This is a genomic window from Paenibacillus sp. NPDC058177, from assembly GCF_042883835.1.
In the GTDB taxonomy this organism is placed as follows: domain Bacteria; phylum Bacillota; class Bacilli; order Paenibacillales; family Paenibacillaceae; genus Paenibacillus_AQ; species Paenibacillus_AQ agri.
The window spans coordinates 69,536-92,219 of the sequence record NZ_JBHVVB010000011.1 but is presented as its reverse complement, the minus strand read 5'-3'; the positions used below and the strand labels follow the sequence as shown (position 1 = coordinate 92,219).

Annotated in this window: 22 protein-coding genes; 18 read left to right on the top strand and 4 right to left on the bottom strand. The window is 47.5% G+C overall.

Annotation, left to right across the window (positions count from 1 at the left end; all coding sequences use genetic code 11):
* The first annotated feature begins 117 nt into the window (after positions 1-117).
* The 5 genes from ACFVU8_RS28435 to ACFVU8_RS28415 all read left to right on the top strand — a co-directional run bounded on the left by ACFVU8_RS28435 (position 118) and on the right by ACFVU8_RS28415 (position 4,059).
* A complete protein-coding gene (locus tag ACFVU8_RS28435) occupies positions 118-666 on the top strand; it encodes an RNA polymerase sigma factor (RefSeq protein WP_387431937.1) in 549 nt (182 codons plus the stop codon).
* Positions 641-1,783 (top strand): DUF4179 domain-containing protein, encoded by a 1,143-nt coding sequence (locus ACFVU8_RS28430; protein ID WP_387431934.1) that lies wholly within the window; start codon positions 641-643, stop codon positions 1,781-1,783. Before ACFVU8_RS28435 ends, ACFVU8_RS28430 begins: the two co-directional genes overlap by 26 nt.
* 203 nt (positions 1,784-1,986) lie before the next feature.
* Positions 1,987-2,250: a CD3324 family protein gene (locus ACFVU8_RS28425; protein ID WP_379469002.1), complete on the top strand. Its 264-nt coding sequence runs from the start codon at positions 1,987-1,989 to the stop codon at positions 2,248-2,250.
* A 96-nt stretch (positions 2,251-2,346) separates the two neighbouring features.
* Positions 2,347-3,084: an MBL fold metallo-hydrolase gene (locus ACFVU8_RS28420; RefSeq protein WP_387431931.1), complete on the top strand. Its 738-nt coding sequence runs from the start codon at positions 2,347-2,349 to the stop codon at positions 3,082-3,084.
* Between the two features lie 117 nt (positions 3,085-3,201).
* Positions 3,202-4,059, top strand: coding sequence for a GNAT family N-acetyltransferase (locus tag ACFVU8_RS28415; protein WP_387431929.1), 858 nt, complete (start codon positions 3,202-3,204; stop codon positions 4,057-4,059).
* A 119-nt stretch (positions 4,060-4,178) separates the two neighbouring features.
* Here ACFVU8_RS28415 and ACFVU8_RS28410 read toward each other — a convergent pair whose 3' ends face one another.
* A complete protein-coding gene (locus ACFVU8_RS28410; protein ID WP_281364491.1) occupies positions 4,179-4,541 on the bottom strand; it encodes a winged helix-turn-helix transcriptional regulator in 363 nt (120 codons plus the stop codon).
* Between the two features lie 198 nt (positions 4,542-4,739).
* Between ACFVU8_RS28410 and ACFVU8_RS28405 the strand changes: the two genes are divergently transcribed.
* From ACFVU8_RS28405 to ACFVU8_RS28395, 3 genes are all read left to right on the top strand, one after another.
* A complete protein-coding gene (locus ACFVU8_RS28405; protein WP_175371769.1) occupies positions 4,740-5,582 on the top strand; it encodes an aldo/keto reductase in 843 nt (280 codons plus the stop codon).
* Positions 5,583-5,676: 94 nt separating this feature from the next.
* Entirely contained in the window at positions 5,677-6,471 is a 795-nt protein-coding gene (locus ACFVU8_RS28400; RefSeq protein ID WP_387431927.1) for an SDR family NAD(P)-dependent oxidoreductase, read from the top strand.
* 308 nt (positions 6,472-6,779) lie between these two features.
* The gene (locus ACFVU8_RS28395) at positions 6,780-8,012 is read left to right on the top strand and encodes a family 8 glycosyl hydrolase (protein WP_387431926.1); all 1,233 of its coding nucleotides are present in this window, start codon (positions 6,780-6,782) and stop codon (positions 8,010-8,012) included.
* An 81-nt stretch (positions 8,013-8,093) separates the two neighbouring features.
* Here ACFVU8_RS28395 and ACFVU8_RS28390 read toward each other — a convergent pair whose 3' ends face one another.
* Positions 8,094-8,555, bottom strand: a complete 462-nt coding sequence (locus tag ACFVU8_RS28390; protein ID WP_387431924.1) for an Lrp/AsnC family transcriptional regulator — start codon at positions 8,553-8,555, stop codon at positions 8,094-8,096.
* Positions 8,556-8,726: 171 nt separating this feature from the next.
* Between ACFVU8_RS28390 and ACFVU8_RS28385 the strand changes: the two genes are divergently transcribed.
* From ACFVU8_RS28385 to ACFVU8_RS28355, 7 genes are all read left to right on the top strand, one after another.
* Positions 8,727-9,905, top strand: coding sequence for a serine hydrolase domain-containing protein (locus tag ACFVU8_RS28385; protein WP_387431922.1), 1,179 nt, complete (start codon positions 8,727-8,729; stop codon positions 9,903-9,905).
* 214 nt (positions 9,906-10,119) lie between these two features.
* A complete protein-coding gene (locus ACFVU8_RS28380) occupies positions 10,120-10,446 on the top strand; it encodes an ArsR/SmtB family transcription factor (RefSeq protein ID WP_066366021.1) in 327 nt (108 codons plus the stop codon).
* Between the two features lie 136 nt (positions 10,447-10,582).
* On the top strand, positions 10,583-11,872 hold the full coding sequence (locus ACFVU8_RS28375) for an arsenic transporter (RefSeq protein ID WP_387431919.1): 1,290 nt from the start codon (positions 10,583-10,585) through the stop codon (positions 11,870-11,872).
* A gap of 21 nt (positions 11,873-11,893) precedes the next feature.
* A complete protein-coding gene (gene arsC / locus ACFVU8_RS28370) occupies positions 11,894-12,313 on the top strand; it encodes an arsenate reductase (thioredoxin) (RefSeq protein WP_387431916.1) in 420 nt (139 codons plus the stop codon).
* A 2-nt stretch (positions 12,314-12,315) separates the two neighbouring features.
* Positions 12,316-12,750, top strand: coding sequence for a protein-tyrosine phosphatase family protein (locus ACFVU8_RS28365; protein WP_387431913.1), 435 nt, complete (start codon positions 12,316-12,318; stop codon positions 12,748-12,750).
* Between the two features lie 156 nt (positions 12,751-12,906).
* On the top strand, positions 12,907-13,575 hold the full coding sequence (locus ACFVU8_RS28360; protein WP_387431910.1) for an aspartate/glutamate racemase family protein: 669 nt from the start codon (positions 12,907-12,909) through the stop codon (positions 13,573-13,575).
* 392 nt (positions 13,576-13,967) lie between these two features.
* On the top strand, positions 13,968-15,260 hold the full coding sequence (locus ACFVU8_RS28355; RefSeq protein WP_066365999.1) for an Nramp family divalent metal transporter: 1,293 nt from the start codon (positions 13,968-13,970) through the stop codon (positions 15,258-15,260).
* 87 nt (positions 15,261-15,347) lie between these two features.
* On the opposite strand, the gene ACFVU8_RS28350 is transcribed toward ACFVU8_RS28355, so the two are convergent.
* Positions 15,348-16,466: an N-acetylmuramoyl-L-alanine amidase family protein gene (locus tag ACFVU8_RS28350; RefSeq protein WP_387431908.1), complete on the bottom strand. Its 1,119-nt coding sequence runs from the start codon at positions 16,464-16,466 to the stop codon at positions 15,348-15,350.
* 155 nt (positions 16,467-16,621) lie between these two features.
* A complete protein-coding gene (locus tag ACFVU8_RS28345; protein WP_387431906.1) occupies positions 16,622-17,716 on the bottom strand; it encodes an LLM class flavin-dependent oxidoreductase in 1,095 nt (364 codons plus the stop codon).
* Between the two features lie 329 nt (positions 17,717-18,045).
* Between ACFVU8_RS28345 and ACFVU8_RS28340 the strand changes: the two genes are divergently transcribed.
* From ACFVU8_RS28340 to ACFVU8_RS28330, 3 genes are all read left to right on the top strand, one after another.
* Positions 18,046-20,319 (top strand): PAS domain S-box protein, encoded by a 2,274-nt coding sequence (locus tag ACFVU8_RS28340; RefSeq protein WP_387431903.1) that lies wholly within the window; start codon positions 18,046-18,048, stop codon positions 20,317-20,319.
* Positions 20,320-20,483: 164 nt separating this feature from the next.
* Positions 20,484-20,966 (top strand): RrF2 family transcriptional regulator, encoded by a 483-nt coding sequence (locus ACFVU8_RS28335; RefSeq protein WP_387431901.1) that lies wholly within the window; start codon positions 20,484-20,486, stop codon positions 20,964-20,966.
* Positions 20,967-21,214: 248 nt separating this feature from the next.
* Entirely contained in the window at positions 21,215-22,648 is a 1,434-nt protein-coding gene (locus ACFVU8_RS28330; RefSeq protein WP_387431898.1) for an MDR family MFS transporter, read from the top strand.
* Positions 22,649-22,684: the final 36 nt, after the last annotated feature.

Here is a 22,684-nt window from a genome sequence, read left to right as displayed (position 1 = left end):
AAGGCTGCTTACGGGCAGTCTTCTTTTTTTAGCGGCCATACGTAAGTTTTTCTGGGGAGTGCTTGTCACAAAAGAACTAATAATTCAGTTATACAGCTAGAAAGGAGGACGCCATTCGTGAATGAAGAGATAAACGAAGTCCTTAACAAGGTGAAATTAGGTGATACGGAGTCATACGCTACGATTATTCGATGTTTTCAAAGGAAGCTATATTTGTACTGCTATTATCTTCTCTCCAGCAAAGAAGAAGCCGAAGATGCCACTCAAGATATATTTATTAAGGGATTTAATAATATTCATAATTTCACTCCAACGGTATCGTTCTCATCTTGGCTGTATAAAATTGCGTATAACCATTGTATGGACCTCTTGAAGAAGAGAAATAAGTTTTTGACTGTATTATTGAATTTTAAAAAAGAAAAACACCAGCCTATTGAACAATCTGACCGCTATACCGATTATATCCACGAGTTATTAGAGCGATTGAACCTTGAGGAGAGGAAAATTTTATTACTTCGTGCCTTAGAAGAATATTCATTTGAAGAAATTGCTTTGATTATGGATTTGAAGCCTGCCGGAGTCCGCAAAAAATATGAAAGACTTCGTAAAAAATTGCTTAAACAACAGGGAGGGGTTCAAAGTGAACAAGCCTATCGACATGGATGATCAAGAAATTCACCATATTAAAAAGTTGATTCGAGAGACTTCTGTTGAGGTTGATTTAACCGATCGAATCATGGCGTCATATGTTCAAAAAGAGGCTAAGGCCACAAGATATTCTCGTGTGCACCAAGGATGGCGTAGAGCAATGCTATCCATTGCTTCAGCTTTCGCGATCGTAATTATTGTTACCGGAACTGGATTTATATCGCCAACGTTGGCGGCATCCATAAAACAGATTCCAGGCATGGACAGTATTTTTAAATTGGCTGGTGACCTGGGGCTAAAGACTGCAGACGAAAAGGGGCTTGTGACGGCGCTTGATGCATGGGATACACATGATGGTTTGACATTACGAGCGACAGCTGTGGCTTTCGATGGGACACGTGTATCGATTGGACTAAAGCGTGAATTTCTAGATCATGTTCAGTCTGGAGAATCATTAACAGCGGCAGTCAAAGATGTGAAATTATCAATTGGCGATAAAAATATTCAAACTTACTCACCCAAGAATACTAATAGTGTTGGTATTTTCATTAATGCGGCTCAGGATCAGGATACGGCGATACTGCAATTTGCAGATCTGAAAAATCAGGGTGGGGAAGCATTCCCGGACACCTTTGTACTCTCTTTGGATTTTACAGTGTCAGGTGTTCAAGACCCATTTAAATTAACTATCCCTGTAGCAATAAATACGGAGAATAACCGTGTTCTTAATCCTGCCATACAGCGTAAATATGAGGACCTTAATTTAACGCTTGAGAAAATTGAGTTTACACCAATAACCACTAATCTGACCACAAGGATAGAATTGCCTGAGGGAATGAAGATAGTTGAGCTTCAAAGCTCTCAAGACTCAATCGGATACGATCTATTTGATGAGACAGGGAAGAAGATTAAGCTGATATCCGGTAATGGATGGAGCGCGGAGAATGGTAATGTTTTGATTACGGATACTCGATTTGAACCTTTTGAATTCATTCCTACATCGTTAACTTTAAAACCGTATAAATATATATATAAGGATAATGACTCAAACCTGTTTCAGTTAGATCCAGATGGGCATGTAAAAGTAGAATATATCCCTGAACTGGAGATTACGCTGCCTGTTGTGTCACAATAGAGGCGTATTACTGTCACAATAACTAGCCTTTAGACGGGAGTGAATGGCATGATCCCTATGCTTTTTCGTATCGATGGAGGTGGCTCTGAGCAAAGAGTTCCAACGCGTTCAAGCGAACTTTGCTTAGAGCCTTCGCCATACTGAAGAGCGGACTCTTTGCTTCTCTATATACCGAATTCTGCTATATAGATAGGAGCAAAATAATGAAATATCAAAATGCACAACGGATGCTACCGGAAGAATTACTTCATAGCATTCAAGAATATGTACAAGCAGGATATCTGTATATCCCAGCCCGGCAAGGGAAGAAAAAACAATGGGGCGAATGTTCCGGGTATAAGCAAATGCTGCAAGACCGTAATGAAGAGATCATGCGTAATTTTCGTTCAGGTCTAACCGTCAAGGAGCTTGCACACCATTACTATTTGAGTGAACGCAGCATTAGACGAATTATTCGCAGTCAATAAGGTGGACACCTTTGATTCTGTATCATCTATGTCCTTTCTAACGCTCGTGTCATGTTCTACACTTATTCTTAAAGGACATGAATTCAGGAGGTACGGATGAACCCTTATCAACTGCTCGACATTGAATTTGAATATAGTGGACAACTACAGATCATTACCCCGGTCTTGCTTCAAGATGAACGCGATACGATTCTTGTAGATTGCGGTTATCCAGACTTTGTGCCTCTCCTAGAAGCAGCAGTGAACAAACATGGGGTTACACTACGTTCCCTCACCAAGTTGATCATCACGCATCACGACATGGATCATGTCGGATCACTTGCTGCACTGAAACAGGCATATCCGCACGTCAGCATTATCGCCCATGAGGTTGAAACTCCGTCTATTGAGGGGAACATAAAGTCAAAGCGGTTGGAGCAGGCGGAATCGACATTTGATGCTTTGCCAGAGGAAGCCAAGCCGCAAGCGGAGCAATTTATTAAATTCTTGCAGTCCATTGAGCCGGCAGCAGTTGATCAGACGGTATCTGGTGGGGAATGGTTGCCATGGTGCGGAGGGATAGAAATCATTCATACGCCAGGGCATACGCCTGGCCATATGTCACTGTATCTTCCTGCCAACAAAACTTTAATTGCCGGAGATGCGGTCGTCATTGAGCAAGCCAGACTTGAAATTGCCAATCCACAATATACATTGCATTTGCCGGAGGCTGTTCATTCGGTTCAGCGATTACTGGAATATGACATTGAGCAGGTTGTTTGCTATCATGGGGGGCTTTTTCACGGCGATGTGAAGGAAGCCTTACAACAACTCGTACATGCGTATCATTCATAATGCAAAGCGAGAGGCGGGAATTTTTAAATATAGCAAAACTATAACTACTTTATGATGTGAACAAGCTGTATGATCAAGTCGATATGCAGAAGGGAGCGATCTAAAGTGGGGATGAGTATGCCAAAATATAGACTCGAGCTAGCAGATAAAGAAAAGTTTGCCGTCTACCAGGTGATCTATGCCGATACGGATATTGAGATGTGGTATGACTGGAATACACGTCTTCAAGATACGCAATTCAGCGACCGATGTTATTGGATTCTGCGTGACGAGGTGAGGATTGGCGGGGCAATAATCAATGATGGGACGGTAATGTACCCCTTTTTGATCGCACCTTTTGCTGACAGAACGGCTTTTTGGAAAGCGTTATTTAGTTGCAGTCATGATATTAAGCACATTAATGGAGTCTTACAACAAGATGTCAGTATTTTGCTTGCATTCGGGTATAAGCTGGGTGTGATTCGGCAGGTCATGTGCTGTCCGGCTGATGATAGCATAACAGCAGTGTTGCCGGATGGATTTTCTGTTCGTCCGCTAGATGAGACAACGGATATTGTCACGGTAGCCAAGATCCTTATGGAGGGATATGCAGGGGGGATTGACTATGAAACTTATGGTACTCCCGATGAAGCTAAGGCCATAGCAGATGTTCAGCATCTGATGAAGGTCTATGAGCACCGCAATCTTTCGATTTATGTATTTGATGAGCAAGAGCAAGCAATTGCCGGACTTTGTATAGCTGGTATCTATGAAAAAATGCCCCTCGGTTTTGCGGAAATAGGGGAATTGTGCGTGCTTCCCAAGTATAGAAACAAACGGCTTGCAGAAGCTATGCTCAACTATGTTAGAGCAACCGCTCATGAGCATTCACAGGTCGTTAAGCTTTGTGTGACCGTTGGCAATGAGGCAGAGAACCTCTATAGAAAAGTTGGCTTTTACCCGGGACCCCGATTTGCAAATATGAGCAGAAGTTAGGCTTTGTCGGTTGATCCGATCCTTCTTCGGCTCCTTCAATCAAATAGCTGCTGCCATGTTGCCATCCTGGGCAACATAGCAGCAGCTTCAGTTCCTTAGCCTGCAAGGAATGCTTTGCCTTACTTGTTGAGAATACTATCTTCAAGCATTGCATGTTTGTCGCCATATTGCTTGATAATATGCTGCTCTCCCCAATTGCACAACGAATCAAGGATATCCTTTAGACTCTCCCCATATTCACTCAACTCGTACTCCACCTTTGGCGGAACCTGGTTATAGCTAATCCGGTTAATGATACCGTCACTTTCCAGCTCCCGCAGCTGCTGGGTCAGCATTTTTTGCGTAATAGCAGGCATCAGTTGCTTGAGCTCGGTAGTGCGCTTCTTGCCATGGGTCAAATGGCAGAGGATGACACATTTCCATTTCCCGCCAATAACCTCCAGTGTGGCCTCCACCGAAATATTATATTTTTTCTTAACCAATGTCATGGTTATTCCTCCAGTTGTTAGGCTCTTGATATCCTCATGGGTACTTTTTAGTTACTATGGTACTTTGAAGTGCGTACTATTCATTTGGGATGTTTTAACCTATCATATCACTTGCAAGCATTGATGACTAGGGCTTGGCCGAATGGCATATTATAAGCTCAGCAATTAATCATAGATGGAGGAAGATAGAGAATGGCTAACAATCTGCAAGATACAACAACCCTGTCCAATGGGGTGAAAATGCCGTGGTTTGGTCTCGGAGTATTTCAAGTAGAGGAAGGCGCTGAACTGGAGAACGCGGTGAAAACAGCAATTGCCCACGGCTACCGTAGTGTGGATACCGCTGCGATCTATGGCAATGAAGAAGGAGTAGGCAACGGAATTCGCCAAGGGCTTGAAGCTGCTGGTATTTCCAGAGAAGACCTGTTCGTGACCTCCAAAGTGTGGAATGCGGATCTCGGTTATGAGTCCACCATTGCTGCATATGAACTGAGCCTGAAGAAGCTTGGTCTGGAATACCTCGATTTGTATCTGATCCATTGGCCTGTAAAAGGCAAATATAAGGAAGCCTGGAGAGCACTTGAGACTCTTTATAAAGAAGGGCGTGTCAAAGCGATCGGAGTCAGCAACTTCCTTGAGCACCAGTTAAAAGACCTGCTCGAAGATGCTGAAATCAAGCCAATGGTGAACCAGATGGAATATCATCCGCGCTTGACGCAAAAAGATCTGCAAGCCTTCTGCAAAGCGCAAGGCATTCAATACGAAGCCTGGTCTCCACTGATGCAGGGCCAACTGCTGGACAACCCTGAGCTGCAAGAAATTGCTGCTAAATACGGCAAATCTATTGCCCAAATCATTTTGCGTTGGGATCTTCAAAACGGTGTTGTTACGATTCCTAAGTCAACCAAAGAACACCGCATTGTGGAGAATGCTTCGGTCTTTGATTTCGAGCTGTCCGCTGAAGATATGAAACGAATTGACGGATTGGATCAACACCTGCGTGTCGGACCAGACCCGGACAACTTCGATTTTTAATAGTGCATGAACAAGATCACTCCCTCGTTCTATATGGAATGAGTGGAGTGATCTGTCTTGTATCAGGGTATGTGTATACAAAGGAGGAATGGGCATGAAGCTACATTTAGAGGGCAAAACCGCACTGGTGACTGGATCAACATCGGGAATCGGCAAAGCGATTGCGTTATCCCTAGTCAAGGAAGGAGCAATTGTCCTGATCAATGGACGGCATGAGGACAAGGTGAATCATACGATTCAAGAGATCAAGAAGGAGCATCCTGAAGCTGAGCTATACTCAGCGGTAGCGGATCTGGGAACAGAGGCGGGCTGCCAGAAGCTTGTGGAGGAATTCCCGAAAGTCGATATTCTTATTAACAATCTGGGGATCTTCGAGCCTGCTGAATATTTTGATATTCCAGATGAAGAATGGTTCAAATTCTTTGAGGTTAACATCATGAGCGGAGTTCGGCTTAGCCGCCATTACTTGAAGGACATGCTGGAGAGCAATGAGGGCAGAATTATCTTCATCGCCAGTGAAGCCGCAGTGATGCCTTCTCAGGAAATGGCTCATTACAGTGCAACCAAAACGATGCAGCTATCGCTTTCCCGCAGCTTGGCTGAGCTCACCAAAGGGACAAAGGTGACGGTGAATACCGTCATGCCGGGCTCTACCTTAACAGAAGGCGTAGAGACTATGCTGGGCACCTTGTATCCGGAGGAGAAGCTGACGATTGAGGAAGCAGAGACCAGATTCATGAAGGAGAATCGTCCAACCTCCATTATTCAACGGCTGATCCGGCCGGAAGAGATTGCGGATGTTGTCGTTTTTCTCAGCAGCCCGTTGGCTTCGGCGATTAATGGTTCTGCCATGCGAGTGGACGGCGGTTTGGTTCGCAGCGTGTTCTAAGTTTATTGATAAAGGATCACTTCATTGTTCCATTTCGGGACAGGGGTGATCCTTTTTTTGTGATGAGAGCCTGGAAAGTAAGTCATGCGGTAGAGCGAGAGGAGTACACCGGGAGGAATGTGGAAACTATGACTTGCGGTACGTTTGATATTGACAGTTACTAGATTGCAGAATATATTGGTATTGCGATTTCCAATCATTATTTAACAAATTAACCAATTTATTTATGTCATTTGCCTTTTAACGCGTTTGGCTTATGCCCCTGCTTGTTGATCACTATATCAGCATTTAGAAGAGGAGACGATCAAATGATGAAACGGATAGGAAAGCTTAGGTTCCATTGGAGAACGCTTATGATGATGTGTTTAGCTATCGTTATACTCCCGGCGGGATCAGCATTCGCAGCAGTAAATAAGCCATTTCCACAGCATGCGACCTATACTTCCGGTTCTATTAAGCCCAATAATGTCACTCAGACGAGTATGGATAATACAGTGAAAACCAAATGGGATGCGTGGAAAGCGGCTTACCTTAAGCCAGCTGGCACCGGTAAATATTATGTTAAATACAATTCAGCAGGGGAAACCGTATCCGAAGCGCATGGCTATGGCATGCTGTTCACCGTGCTAATGGCCGGGTATGACAGCAGTGCGCAGACGTATTATGACGGCCTCTATAATTATTACAAAGCACATCCGAGCGCGAATAACCCGTACCTGATGTCCTGGAAGCAGAACAGCAGTTTTCAAAATATTGACGGTCAGGATTCGGCCGCAGATGGGGATATGGACATCGCATTCTCGCTGCTGCTAGCAGATAAGCAGTGGGGAAGCAGCGGTACAATCAATTATTTACAAGCGGCTAAGAATGTCATTAATGCCATTATGGATAAAGAAATTAACCAGACCCAGTGGACCATCCGTCTCGGTGACTGGGCGAACAGTGGCGCCTATAATACAGCTACACGGCCTTCGGATTTCATGCTGAATCATTTGAAGGCTTTCCAAAGTGCTACTGGCGATGCCCGCTGGAAGAATGTTACGGACAAGACCTACACGATCATCAACAGCCTGTATAGCGGGTACAGCGCAAGCACCGGTCTGCTGCCTGATTTCGTGATTTACTCAGGTGGTGTGTACAAGCCCGCAGCGGCTAACTTCTTAGAAGATGCTAATGACGGTAATTACAACTATAACTCCTGTCGTACTCCATGGCGGATTGCTACGGACTACCTGATTACTGGCGATAACCGTGCCTTGTCGCAGCTTAATCAGATGAACAGTTGGATCCAAACTAAAGTAGGGGGTGCACCCGGAAGCATCAAGGATGGCTATAAGCTGAATGGAACTGTGTTCGGCAGCTACAACAGCGGTGCCTTCTATGCACCGTTCGGCGTTAGTGCGATGACCTCTCCGAGCTATCAAAGCTGGCTAAACTCGGTGTGGAGCCATACGGCAAGTAGTTCTGCCGAAGGCTACTACGAAGACAGCATCAAGTTGTTCTCGCTGATTGTGATGTCAGGCAACTGGTGGACATATTAATAAAGTTCCGTATTTTCTCATTTGATATCTCAGGGATCCGGCTCTTGCCGGATTCCTTTTTGTTTGTACATCGTCTGCGAGCTATTCTGGATCGGCGAGCAGATTTACTTTTTCAAGCGAGGGGATGAGGAATTTAGGATCAATAGGGGATGACATTACGATGAGAACAGTGTAGGTTCCATAGGGATCGCACTGCTTGCCGAATTCTTCAAGTGATTGGGTAGAGTCTGTCATTACCTTTAGGAGATAGTTGTGTTCTCCGCTGATGCGGTAGCATTCAACAACCTCGGGTGCAGAACGGCAAAAATCAAGGAAGGGATAACATTCTTTTGTCCTAAACAGTACATAGGCCACAGTACCTTTGCCGATTTTCTCCGGGGAGATCACTGTGCGGTACGCCTCAATGACCCCGCTCTCTTCCAGTCGGCGAACTCGCTCAGTAACCGCTGGTTGCGACAGGCTGACACTTTTCCCTAACTCGGTCATTGAAATTCTTGCGTGATTTTGCAAATGGAACAGAATCTGCTTATCTATATGGTCCATGAAAACGCCCTCCTTTAATTCCGAATAATTCCTTGCAAACTACCTCATTTTCCTTTGTAAAATGAAGCAACTAACTGGTTTGTCTTATGTAATCAAAGGGACTTGATTTATATAATAAACTCACCCCGGAAAAGTAAGCAACATGATATTGTTCAGAGAGGATGAGTATCATTGAATAAATTATATTGGAGCAAAGAGACGGATGACAATTTACAAGCACGTATAGATGAGGTCATCGATCATACACTTGCCGATAAAAGGTTAGCCGGCGCCGTTGTTAAAGTGGCAGTTGGTGGGGAGTTGGTGTATAACCGTGCTGCCGGTTTTGCTGATCGGGAGAACAATCGGCCCATGCATGAGGATGCGTTATTTCGGCTGGCTTCTGTGTCTAAGCCTATTGTTTCTACAGCTGCTTTAGTATTGGTATCCCAAGGCCGTCTGCAATTGGATGACCGTGTAGATCGCTGGCTGCCGGAATTTCGTCCAAGGCTGCAGAATGGTGAAGCTGCGACATTGACGATTCGTCACCTGTTAACACACACCGCTGGATTGACGTACCGTTTTTTTCAAGAAGAGAAGGGTTCCTATGAGCTTGCGGGTGTATCTGATGGGATGGATCTGGCGGATATCACATTGGACGAGAACCTGCGCCGGCTTGCTTCTGTGCCGCTTCTGTATGAACCGGGGACACAGTGGAAATATTCTATAGCTACAGATGTACTGGGCGCGGTGATTGAAAAGGCAGCCAATGCACCGCTTGGGGAAGCTGTTCGTTCACTGGTGACAGGCCCTCTGGGCATGAGCGATACCGGGTTTACTGCAGTGGATCCGCAGCGGCTGGCCGTTGCTTATGCTGATGATCCTGCTAAGCCACGCCGCTTGCGGGATTTTGACACCATCCCATTTGTAGAGGGGACGGCAGGTTTCCGGCTTGCTCCTGTCCGGGCAACGGATGCTACAGCGTATCTTTCGGGTGGAGCGGGTATGGTCGGCAGTGCCGGCGACTTTTTGAAGCTGCTGGAAACCTTGCGCAAGGGGGGAGAACCCCTAATGAAAGAGACAGTGGTTCGTGAGATGACTACCAATCAGATCGGCGATCTTCCGATGCTCTTTTGGCCAGGCAGAGGGTTCGGCTTAGGTTTTGTTCTGCTCAAAGACCCGGTTGCTGCAGCTACCCCAGAATCACCGGGTACTTGGCGTATGGGAGGAACCTATGGTCATTCGTGGTTTGTGGACCCTTCGAAGGAGCTCAGCGTGGTAGCGTTCACGAATACGGCACTGGAAGGTATGTCAGGCAAGTTCACTACGGATCTTACAGACGCCGTCTATGCCGGGATCAGGGAAAAATGAGAACGATTAATCCAGCTTAATACTAACCTAATTACCAGTTCATCACGTTAATTACGTGCTTGAGCTGGTTTTTTTAGTGTCCGGCCATCATGCACAGAAACTAATGTACATCTTCTATGGTCTAACTTAGCGATTATTTTATTCTTGTCAAATTTCGGGCTGGGAATTAGAATATAAGCATTGGCTTATATACAGGTGGAAGGAGGAGACAGATATGGAGCCACTAGCCGATATTGCTGACGATATGAAGCTGCTAGGGGATAAGACGCGTTTGGCGATGCTTTCGCTGTTGAAAGAGCGGGAGTGGTGCGTATGCGAATTTGTGGACATCTTTGATATTTCACAGCCGGCGGTCAGCCAGCATCTAAGAAAGCTAAAAACACAGGGCATCGTTAAGGAGAGTAAACGCGGACAATGGGTACATTATTCCCTGAACGTCGAAGATAAGCCGCATATCCAGGCTGTTCTGAGTCAAATGCCGGATTCCAAGACGATACTAACCCTTTTGAATAAAAAAGAAATTGTTGCTTCTTGTGAGTGATATGCGCCTGAAGTAACAAAGCTATGTTTTATATATAAGTATATAGTTATATGATTATTTGATGTGATGATGGCCGAGTCGGCGTTTGTGTCGTAGGTTCATCTAATTTGATCGGAACCAACTGGAGGTTGTAGCAGTGGCCGTTTGGGCAATCATTATTTTTATAGTCACATTAGTATTTGTAATCTGGCAACCTAAGAACCTGTCCATTGGCTGGTCTGCTTGTGGCGGGGCGGTCTTGGCGTTACTGGTAGGGGTAGTAAGTTTTAACGATGTGCTCGATGTCACCGGGATTGTGTGGAATGCGACATTAGCCTTCATTGCGATCATCCTGATTTCACTGATCCTGGACCATATCGGATTTTTCGAATGGGCCGCCCTACACATGGCACGCGCTGCCCGTGGGAATGGGATTCGGCTGTTCGTCTATGTGACCATTTTGGGAGCAGTGGTGGCGGCGTTTTTTGCCAATGATGGTGCAGCGCTGATCCTCACTCCGATTGTGCTTGCTATGGTGCGTGCCTTGAAATTCGATGAGAAAAAGGTGTTTCCGTTCATCATCGCCAGCGGGTTCATCGCTGATACAACTTCATTGCCTCTTATCGTCAGCAATCTGGTGAACATCGTGTCCGCCGATTTCTTCGGCATCACCTTCATGGAATATGCGGGCCGGATGATCATTCCAACCTTATTTTCGCTGGTGGCAAGTATTCTAATCTTGTTCGTCTTTTTCCGCAGAAGCATCCCGAGAAGGTTCGACAGCGCTCAGCTAAAGAACCCACAAGAGGCGATCAAAGACAAAGGGATGTTCAAGCTGTCCTGGGTCGTGCTGGCGATTCTGCTTATCGGGTATTTCGTCAGCGAATTTTTGAACATCCCTGTGTCGGCGGTAGCCGGAGTGATTGCGATTTTCTTCCTGCTGATGGCAAGGAATAGTTCGTCCGTCAACACGAAGGAAGTGATCAAGGGAGCGCCTTGGGCGATTGTGTTTTTCTCCATTGGGATGTATGTCGTGGTGTACGGGCTGCGGAATGCCGGTCTTACAGATTTGCTGGCAGAGGTGCTGCGGGCGGCAACAGAGCAGGGGTTATTCGTCGCCACGATGAGCATGGGCTTTATAGCCGCTATCCTCTCCTCAGTGATGAACAATATGCCTACTGTTCTAATTGACGCGCTCGCGATCGATGCTACACACACGACGGGAATCATGAAGGAAGCTTTGATTTACGCGAACGTTATCGGGTCAGATTTGGGGCCTAAGATTACACCGATCGGTTCGCTGGCGACTCTGCTTTGGCTACATGTACTTTCTACTAAAGGCGTGAAAATATCCTGGGGAACGTACTTTAAAACAGGCATCATCCTGACGGTTCCCACACTGTTTATTACCCTGTTAGGACTCTATATATGGATAATTATTCTGTAATGTAAAAGGAGATCGATGACAATGGATAAGAAGACTCTTTATTTTCTATGCACAGGCAACTCTTGCCGGAGCCAGATGGCCGAGGGGTGGGCGAAGCAATATTTGAGTAAGGGCTGGAATGTCTACAGCGCCGGGATTGAAGCTCATGGACTGAACCCAAAAGCGGTACAAGCCATGAGCGAAGCCGGTATTGATATCTCGGGCCAAACCTCCGACATTATTGATTCCCATCGTTTGAATAACGCAGATTTGGTGGTTACCTTGTGTGGCGATGCCGCAGATAAATGCCCGATTACCCCGCCGAAGGTAAGACGTGAACACTGGGGGTTTGATGATCCAGCTAAGGCTCAGGGGACGGATGAGGAGAAATGGGCAGTATTTCAAAATGTCCGTGACCAGATCGGCGCACGTATTAAGCAATTTGCGGAGACGGGAGAATAAGGATGGCGGGCTATCACGAACTTATTGAAGGTAAAGTGTATATCGGCGGGGAGAACGGTTTGCTGGAGGCGCTTCAGGAGCAGGAGATTTCGGATGTGTTTGATCTGAGGGACAACGGCACCAAAGCTGAGGGTTTTCCGGATAAGGTTAGCCGACATCATCATCCGATTGTGGAGCATGAAAGTGGACAAGACGCCTCTGTACAACAGGCAGTCCTAGCCATCAGCGAAGCTGTAAACAGTGGGAAAACCGTCTACTTCCATTGCGCGGGTGGCCGCAACCGTACAGGAACCGTAGCCACGGGTTTGCTGCTGGAACTTGGGGTAGTCTCTACGGTAGAAGAAGCTGAGAGCTTAGCCAAAGAAAAACGTCCGGATATCCAGATTAAAGGGGCAATGCGTGAAGTATTGAACCGATTGTATCCACCAGGAGTATAGGGAAGCAATCGAAGCAACCGTACTTTCCTTTTTGATCAGTCAAAATTATGGAGTTCACCTATAGATGATGTTTAGGCTTTGTAAGGTTCCTTTCACTTGTGTGAAGGGGACCTTTTGTTTTACGATTTATGTATTGAAAAAGGGGGAAACAAGCTCATGACAAGAATAGGCTGTTATCATGCGCATTATTCCAATATCGAGCACATCGAGAAAGCTTTGGCTGGCCATGAAGTGGAACTGGTACATTTTGTAGATCCAGGTCTGGATCGCATAAAAATGGACGCCGATTTTAATAATGAGATTGTTGAAGCCAAGGTGAAGGAGACCCTGAATTGGATTTCAGCCTGCCATGTGGATGCCATTCTGATCACTTGCACTTTTTTTACCGCAGCATATCGGGAAAATCTTCACCCATTGCCTATTCCCGTCATAAAGATAGATGACCCATTATTTCAGGATGCTTGCCGGTCTGATAAAACTGTTCGCTTCGTTTTCACCAATCCAAATACGGTTACAGGGACGATGGAACAGTTTCAACACTTTTGCCAGGCTGCAGGACGTAAGGTGCTTGTAGAATCCAGCGTGCTGGAGCATACGTTCAGTCTGATTATGCAGGGGAAAAAAGAGGAGTATACCGCGCTGGTGTCGTCCGGCTTAAAGCGTGCGGCTCAGGAGAATCCTGACGTCCGTATCGTAGCTGCCCAGCTTTCAATGGCTCCTGCAGCCCGCCAGGTAGAACAGGAAACAGGCGTCACCATTGGTAATCATCTGAATGCTCTGACCAGTTACATGATCGATAAGCTCTCTCTGCAGAAGAAGAAATAACTATAAGATGAACAAAAGAAGGGAACAACAAGCAGGGAGGAACGAAGGGGGAAGTTTGGAACTGTAGGAGCGAAGCGCTCGCCTGAAAGCTTTCCGCAGGAAAGCTCGCATCGGAAGCATAAGCCCGCCAGATTTCAACCGCTAGAAGCGGTTATTAAAGAAGAAATCTGGGAACAACAGCGACCGGAAGTCCAAACATTCCACCGTAGTGACGACCGAGCCCTACGTTCAGATCTTCAGTTCGTCTTATATAAATGAATTTAAAATGAAAAGATTTGAAATGAAAATCTATTTACATTTTACATGGAAGGGACTATAATTCAACTATAAAGTTGCATCGAGGAAACTTTCGTGTATATAGACAACTTTCCCGGGCAAGAGGAGGGATAGACATGTTAGAGCAACAAGTTGCGGAACAAAAACTGATCAAAGAAAAGAAAGTCAAGATATCTGCCCAAGCTGTATTGGACGGAGAAGTCAAAGGCCTGAAACGGCTGTTGCCATTTCTCGGACCTGCTTTTATAGCAGCGGTTGCCTATCTCGATCCCGGTAATTTTGCTACAAATATTACAGCGGGGTCCAAGTATGGATATCTGCTGCTATGGGTGATTGTCGCCTCTAATCTGATGGCGGTACTGATCCAATCGCTGTCGGCCAAATTGGGCATTGCTACCGGTAAGAATTTACCTGAAATTGCGCATGACCGATTCCCCAAAGGCGTCTCGATTTTTCTCTGGATTCAGAGTGAACTTGTAATTATTGCTACAGACTTGGCTGAGTTTATAGGAGCGGCTTTAGGATTATATTTACTATTCGGCATCCCCATGTTGCCAGCCGCTTTGATTACTGCCGTTGGGTCGTTTGCCATACTGGAGCTACAGCGGCGCGGGTACCGTTCATTGGAAGCGGGAATTGGCGCCATGGTATTAATCGTCGTGCTGGCGTTTACTTTCCAAGTGATTGTATCCAAGCCGGATATGGGCGCAGTAGCCGTGGGCATGTTTACTCCCAGATTCGATGGTGTGGACAGCATCCTTTTGGCCGCAGGTATTCTGGGCGCAACGGTAATGCCACATGCGATCTATCTGCATTCCTCGCTGACGCAAGACCGTGTGGTCGGCCGGAATGAAGCGGAGAAGAAGAAAATCTTCAAGCTGGAACTGGCGGATATTATCATCGCCATGATTATTGCCGGAGCCGTCAATATGGCGATGATCGTTGTCTCTGCTGCACTGTTCTTCAAGAACGGCATGGTTGTGGAAGACCTGGGCGTAGCCTTTCACCAGTTCCGCGAATTAGCTGGTCCTGTTACCGCCGTTTCTTTTGGACTTGGGCTGCTTATAGCCGGATTATCCAGCTCTTCAGTGGGCACCATGGCCGGGGATGTTGTTATGCAGGGCTTCATCAATAAAAGAATCAATCTGTACCTGCGCCGGGCGATCACTACAATTCCCCCACTTGCGATTATTATTGCCGGTGTGAACGCTACAGACGCGCTGATCATGAGTCAGGTGGTGCTATCGTTCGGGATTGCTTTTGCACTTATTCCTTTGATTATCTTCACAAGCAACCGTCAAATTATGGGCGGGCTGGTCAATCTGCGGATTACTTCCATCACAGGCTGGATTATCTCGGCTCTGGTGGTTCTGCTGAACTTGTTTTTAGTCTTTGAAATGTTGTATTAAAATGAAAAGATCAAAAAAGCCCAGGCCTCTTATCCTTGTAGATCGGATAAGAGGCCTGGGCTTTTGATATGCCATGGCGCGAATGCCTTAGCGCCTGAAATAATCGGCCAGCCCGTTGGCTATAGCCTGGGCGGCTTTTTTCTGATAGGAGGCTGTGCGGGCCACCGCCTCATCAGAGGGGGTGGAGAGAAAGCCCAGCTCCATCAGGGCTGACGGTATCGAGTTCTCCCTGAGGATGTGATAATCGCCGAAGGACACGCCGTTGCTCTTCAGGCCGATGCCTTGTCCTAGCCGGGCTTCAATTGCCCGAGCCAGCTTCAGGTCAGTGCTTTCGGAATAGAAGAAGGTCAACGTTCCGGATATCTTCTTCGGTGAGGAATTATAATGGATGCTTACAAAGGCATCCGCTCCGAGCGTCTTGCCGAGCTGGGCACGCTGAGCCAGCGAAGGCTTCACGTCTTTCGTTCGGGTCATCTCGACCCGGGCGCCGGCCGCCTTCAGGTAATCGCGGACATAGAAGGCTGTCTGCAGATTCAAATCTTTTTCGAGCGTGCCGTAGGTGGTGCCAAGCATGCCGGGATCACTCCCGCCATGGCCGGGGTCCACCACGATCAGCTTGCCCTTCAGGCCGCCGGAAGAAGGAGGCGGAGCGCTATTTGTTACCGTTGCTCCGCTGCGGATGTATTGGTCCGAGACCCAGCCGGTATCTCCGCTGGCTGTGCGGATTTTTAGCCATCCGTTCTGGCGCTGCAGGATGGTTACCGTATCCTGTGCTTTCAGTGAGCCCAGCGCGCTATAGCTGGTGCCTGGGCCACTCCTGATTCGCAGGGAGCTTGCGGTAACCGTGGCTTTGGCGTTCATGCTGTTTCCGGTGGATGTCTTAACCGCCGGCGTTGCCTTGACCGCTACGGTCGTTCCGGCAGTAGGCGTTCCGTTGGTCTTCAGAAGATAGTAGCCAGCAACCCAGCCGGAAGTTGAACCGGACTTGACCTTCAGCCAGCCATGTTGTTCGTCTGTGACACTTACCACCGTACCGTTCTTCAGTGACCCCGTGATGACTGCATTCTTGGCCGGCTCGCTGCGCACATTCAAGGAATCAGCATTTACTTTGGCAGTATAGCTGACCGCGGCAGCGGCTTTGGGAGGCTGCAGCCCTATGCTGAATATGCATAAGGCTAGCATAGCAATGCCTAATAGTTTCTTCATAGGTACCTCGCTTCCGGGAAATATTCTGGGGCTGAATCTGAAAGAATCAGCCTTAGGCTCATTACCCAATTCATGAACGAAAGAATTGGATAATGCCCGTGAAGCTTTAGATTATACCATGGAGACGCTACAAAAAAATCCGGCAGAAGACCCTTTTAAAGGGAGACTGCAGAGGTCTTTTTGGCAATTTCCCGTCGTACGACAGGGGCTACCTTGGTAGCTAGCAGTTCGATGGCTGATGCCACCTTAGCGTAAGGAAGTCCACCGATATCCAGCTGAGTCATAAAGCGGTTGTGTCCGAACAGCTCATGCTGGTAAAGGATTTTCTCAATAATTTGCTGAGGACTGCCTACAGCCAAGGTATTATCGAAGGCTGCAAACTGATCGAATTCGCTGCGCGATACTGTATAGCGCTGGTCTCGGCTCGGACTGATGGAATTGCGGTAGCTGTAATAGTAAGGATAAAATTCATCAAGCGCCTGCTGTGTAGTTTCCGCAATATAGCCATGACTTGTAATGGCAACCTTCAGGGACTCAAGGGAGTGACCGGCCTCCATGCCGGAGCGGCGATAGCTATCGGCAAGCTCCTTGAAAGGCGCTGGATTTCCGTTCAGGATGGCAATGGCTAACCCTGTACCCAGTGCGCCAGCTTTCTTTGCACTCTCGGGCGAGCCGCCGACGCCAACCCAGAGCGGGAGCTTATGCTGTACGGGCCTAGGAGCAATCTCCGCATTTCTGAGGGGGGAGCGGAACGAGCCTTCCCAGTTAATAATTTCATGCTGATTCAGCTCCTGAAGGAGCTGGATGTTCTCCGCGAACAAGCGATGATAGTCTTCAAGATCATAGCCGAACAGGGGGAAAGATTCCAGGAAAGCACCGCGTCCAGCAATGATCTCAGCCCGTCCATTGGATAAGAGGTCAAGTGTAGCAAAGTCCTCAAAGACCCGGACAGGATCAATGGTACTAAGCACAGTAGTAGCGCTGGTCAGCTTGATTCGGCGCGTGACCTGCGACACAGCTGCCAGGACGACAGGCACCGAGGAGATGACAAAATCCAGCCGGTGATGCTCACCGACACCAAAGACATCAAGTCCCGCCTCATCGGCTAACTTGGCAGCGGCAATCACCTCATCCAGCCGCTGCCGCGGGGTGATTGTTTTACCTGTTTTACAGTCGGCCACAATATCCCCAAGCGTATAAATGCCAAATTCAAATTCTGGTACTGCTTCTTGTTGTATAGGATTGCTCATTCTATTTAAACCCCTTGCTATTCATAGATTAATTGGTTAAAGCATGTCCGTATGGATGGAATACATGCATTATATCATATCCACTTACGAATTGTAAGTTTGTGAGTTATTGTTTTCCCTCGCATATCGATCTTTCGGGCCAACGATACATGAGAATGGGATCATTATCGTACATTTGGAGTGTAATCGCCAGCGTCTATTCTCAATAGATAAACTCCTCTATTCACATTGACTTTCATGCAGTTATACCAGATATTTATAGTAAAGAATTAAACTATTAAATAGCTTGCTTAATGCTAGCCTTACTCCACGAAACGGCGGTGGGACAGATGTTGGGGCATCAGTCGGATAAAGAAGATTCCCGGTTGAAGGATGTGCAAGACGGGGTAGGAGCAGCTGAAGCGTTTCTCTCCCCGGAAGAAACTTGGACAAGTGTTAATTCTGGTGTAACTGGATTGCTGGGTTATTCGGAAGAGCAACTACTGGGGCGGCCATTGAGCGAGTTTTTACAGAGAGACTACAAGGATCTTTACCATAAGCAGATGGGAGCGCTGGCAGCAAGCGAAATCCCTTTTTTTGAGTGTACGTTGATGCTGGTGCATCAGGCTATGATCCCTGTTCCATTAATCATTCGGATCACACGGATCAATGAACCGTCGACGGGGAAGCTGCTCTTTTATACAGTGCTGTTAAGAGGACGATCTGGGCCTGGGGACAAGAAGAATCCTCTCTCGGATAGTGCTGACTTGTTCCGGCTCATTGCGGATAATATCAGGGATATCGTATACGTGGCGACACCAGACAGCCTCTGCCGCTACTGCTCACCCTCAGTTCATGAAGTGCTGGGTTATGAGCCGGAACAACTGGTAGGGCAGAATGTCAGCAGCTATATTCATCCGGATGATCTCAATACCCTCCAGATGCCGGGCGCGTTAGCTTATAGCAGTGTTCAGTTGCGTACCCGGCACGCGGAGGGGCATTATTTGTGGATTGAGTATACACTGCGGGTGCTGGAGGAAGAAGGTGGCGGTCGGGGCATTGTTGCCGTAGGCCGCGACATTACCGAACGCAAGATGGTAGAGCGGAAGCTACAGGAATCCGTGGAGCGCTACACCTCCCTCAAGAAGTACAACCATGATGCGGTCATTTCTTTGGGGCTGGAAGGCGATATCATCAACGGAAATGACAAGGCTTGTGAATTGACGGGATATACGATCCCCGAGCTGACCGGTCTGAACGTATCGAGCATTGTTGGATCAGAGAATCTGAACTACATTCTGGACCATTCCTCCGGGAATCACTGGGGAGAGCGGAACATCGACAAGATCAGGCACAAGGATGGTCATATGGTCGAGGTGCTGACCAGTATTGCGCCCATTGTCATTAGTGGAAGCCGGGTAGGGTTCTACATTATCGTCAAAGATATTACTGAGCAGAAAAAGCTGATGATTGCCAAAGAGACGGCCGAGCATACGAACCGTGCCAAGAGTGATTTTCTGGCGATGATGAGTCATGAAATCCGCACCCCGATGAACGGAGTGCTTGGAATGACCGATCTGCTGCTGGAGATGAGCGAACCGCAATCGGTACAGCATGAATATCTGGAGATTATCCGCCAGAGCGGAGATACACTGTTGTCGATTATTAACGATATTCTGGACTTTTCCAAAATCGAAGCTGGTAAGACAGAGCTGCACGAGGATCGTTTCGATTTGCGGCTCTGCATTGCTTCTGTAATGAACGTGCTGAGTCATAAAGCGGAGGTTAAAGGACTGTACATCGAGACCCAGGTGAATGCTGAGGTGCCGACACATTTGCTGGGTGATGGGGAGCGCCTTAAGCAGGTGTTACTCAATCTGGTTGGCAATGCGGTCAAGTTCACCTATACCGGCGGTATCAAGCTGGAGGTAAGGGTTGCAGAGCAGAAAGAAGGCAGAATTATGCTGGAATTCTCCGTTTCCGATACCGGAATTGGTATCCCGGAAGAGCTGCAGGGCCGCTTGTTCGAGCCTTTTTACCAATTGGATCATTTTATGAACCGGCGGCATGAGGGAACGGGACTTGGGCTGGCCATCACGAAGAAGCTGGTGGAGCTTATGGGCGGACAAATTACCTTGCACAGGAGAGCGGAGCCAGGAACCACATTCGTGTTCACCGCGGTTTTTCTGGATGACACCAATGCCGCAATGGCCGAAGTAGGGCAGAATGACACACAATCTTTGACAGAATCGGAGGAGCGTCCCTTACGGATTCTGGTTGCTGAAGATAACGAGATTAACCAGATTGTTTTGAAAAAAATGCTGGAGAAGCGCGGGCACTCTGTGGAGTTGGCATCTGACGGAACCGTCGTCATGCAGCGAATAACCTGCGAATTTTTCGATCTGGTCTTTATGGATATACAGATGCCACGGACGAACGGTCTGGAGGCTACGAAATATATTAAAGAGACGCTCCCGCCGGAGAAGCAGCCGATTGTTGTTGCGGTAACGGCTAATGCACTAAAAGGCGACCGGGAGCTATGTCTTGCAACAGGTATGGATGAATATATTAGCAAGCCGGTCACCAGTGAGACCTTAACGGGAGTGATCCGAAAGTTTTTCTAAAAGTGAGCGCAGCGGGGGAAGGATAGGATAGGCCGAGGAATTGGCTTATCTTATCCTCCAGCGTTCCATAAGCCAAAAATATCATTGCCATTTGGAGTTAATTTGTTTATTATGGACAATAAAGATCTATAATAATGATGATATTGAGGAGGGAGGAGAGAGACTTGCAATTTTCAAAAAGTACAGATTACGCCTTACATGCCATAATTCATCTGGGACACTCGCAGCGTTGCAACAACGTTGGGATTAGGGAGTTATCTGGGACACTGGGTGTTTCCGAAAGCTATTTATCCAAAATCATGTCCAAGCTGAGACAGGATGGAATCGTACGTGCTGTGCCAGGGGTGAACGGTGGTTACGAGCTTGCCCGGCCAGCGGATCAGATTACGTTTCTTGATGTGATTCAAGTGATTGAAGGAAGACAGCAGCTATTCGAATGTTCGAATTCGGGTTCGCAGCAACACCAATTGTTAGCGGAAGATGGGGCTGTGCAGAGAGAACAGAAGCATCCGGGAAAAGAATGTTTGGTTGAAAAAGTTATGAACGGCGCGGAACAACAGCTGCACCAATATTTGCGGGAACATACGATTCAGTCAGTATTGGATGAGGCGTTCAAGCGATGCAGTCATGATGTAAACAAGAAGTGATGAGCTTCTTGTGTTTTAATTATGGATATTATAGATCTATGTAAATATATATATGAAATTACATGGAGTAGTATCGAGAAGTAGCACGTTTTTTTATTTTAATTATGGATATTATCGATCTATATAGGTTTGGTTTTGAAGGGGATATAAAGCTTTTCGATGTGGGAACTATTGGGGTGAATCAACAAGGTCAAGCTCCGTTAGTCTCGGTGTATTGCAAAGACTACAGAAACTTGGAGGAGAAACAAATGATAGAGATGCAAAATATTAAGCGCGGTCCGATCATGTTAGCACTGATCGTCGGTATGTTCGTTGCCGCTTTGAACGAGACACTAATGGGCAATGCCCTCCCCGAACTGATGAAGTCATTCGGCGTATCTGCGACGACGGTCCAGTGGCTTTCTGCTGCCTATTTGCTCATCGTCGGCGTGCTCGTTCCGGTGACAGCGGTATTGCAGCAATGGTTCACAACCCGGCAAATGTTTCTGTCGGCGATGAGTCTGTTCTTCGTCGGTACGCTCGTCTCGGCAGTGTCGCCGGGATTCAATGTACTGCTGATCGGGCGGATTATTCAGGCGATAGGAACCGGCTTGCTGCTGCCACTTACAATGAACGTAATTATGACCATTTATCCGCCGGAAAAACGGGGAGCCGCAATGGGGATGTTAGGACTCGTCGTCATGTTCGCGCCAGCCATCGGTCCGACCATTTCCGGTTTGATTGTTGACGGACTTTCATGGCGCTGGTTGTTCTATCTTGTACTGCCGTTTGCGCTCCTCTCAATTATCGTGGGAATTGCTGTCCTGAAAAACGTGTCGGAGCTCACAAAACCACGGGTTGACCTCTTATCCATCGTGCTGTCAACGATTGGCTTCGGCGGAATTGTCTACGGGTTCAGCAAGGCCGGTGAGCTCGGCTGGTCGGTGCCGGAGGTCATTTGGACAATTGCGGCAGGGGGTGTCGCTTTGGCACTGTTCGTTTGGCGGCAATTACTGCTTAAAGAACCGATCATGGATTTACGGGCGTTCCGGTATCCCATGTTCGCGCTTGTCGCGGTGCTGCTGTTCGTACTGTTGATGACGTTTTTCTCGTCGGCAATCATGCTTCCAATGTTTATGCAGGGCGTGCTGATGATGACGGCATTCAAGTCCGGCTTGATCCTGCTTCCCGGTGGGGTCGTGAACGGGATTATGGCTCCAGTCTCAGGCAAGCTGTTCGACAAGTTTGGGCCTCGCGTTCTTGTTATCCCAGGACTCCTCATTGCCGCCGCCTCATTGTGGCTGTTCACCCGATTCGACGAAACGACGACCACCGGCTTCCTCGTCGCTGTGCACATTGCGCTGATGGTTGGCGTCGCGCTAGTCATGATGCCTGCACAGACAGCTGGACTCAACCAACTGCCACGCCATCTGCACCCGCACGGGACGGCGATCTTGAACACGCTGCAGCAGGTGTCCGGTGCAATCGGTACTGCCCTGTACTTCAGTATTATGTCAGGCGGACAGAAACATTACTTGAACGGAGCGAGCGATCCGCATGCTCCGGCGGAAATAACCAAGGGGCTGCTGGCCGGTATCAATAACGCGTTCTGGATCGGTGTCTTCATCGCGCTCGTAGCTTTAGTACTTGGTCTCTTCCTTCGTAAAGAGAAATCGCCAGAACATGAACAGGCGGCGAGTTGAAAGTAGCTGTCCGTTTAGGAAAATCCATACTCAATA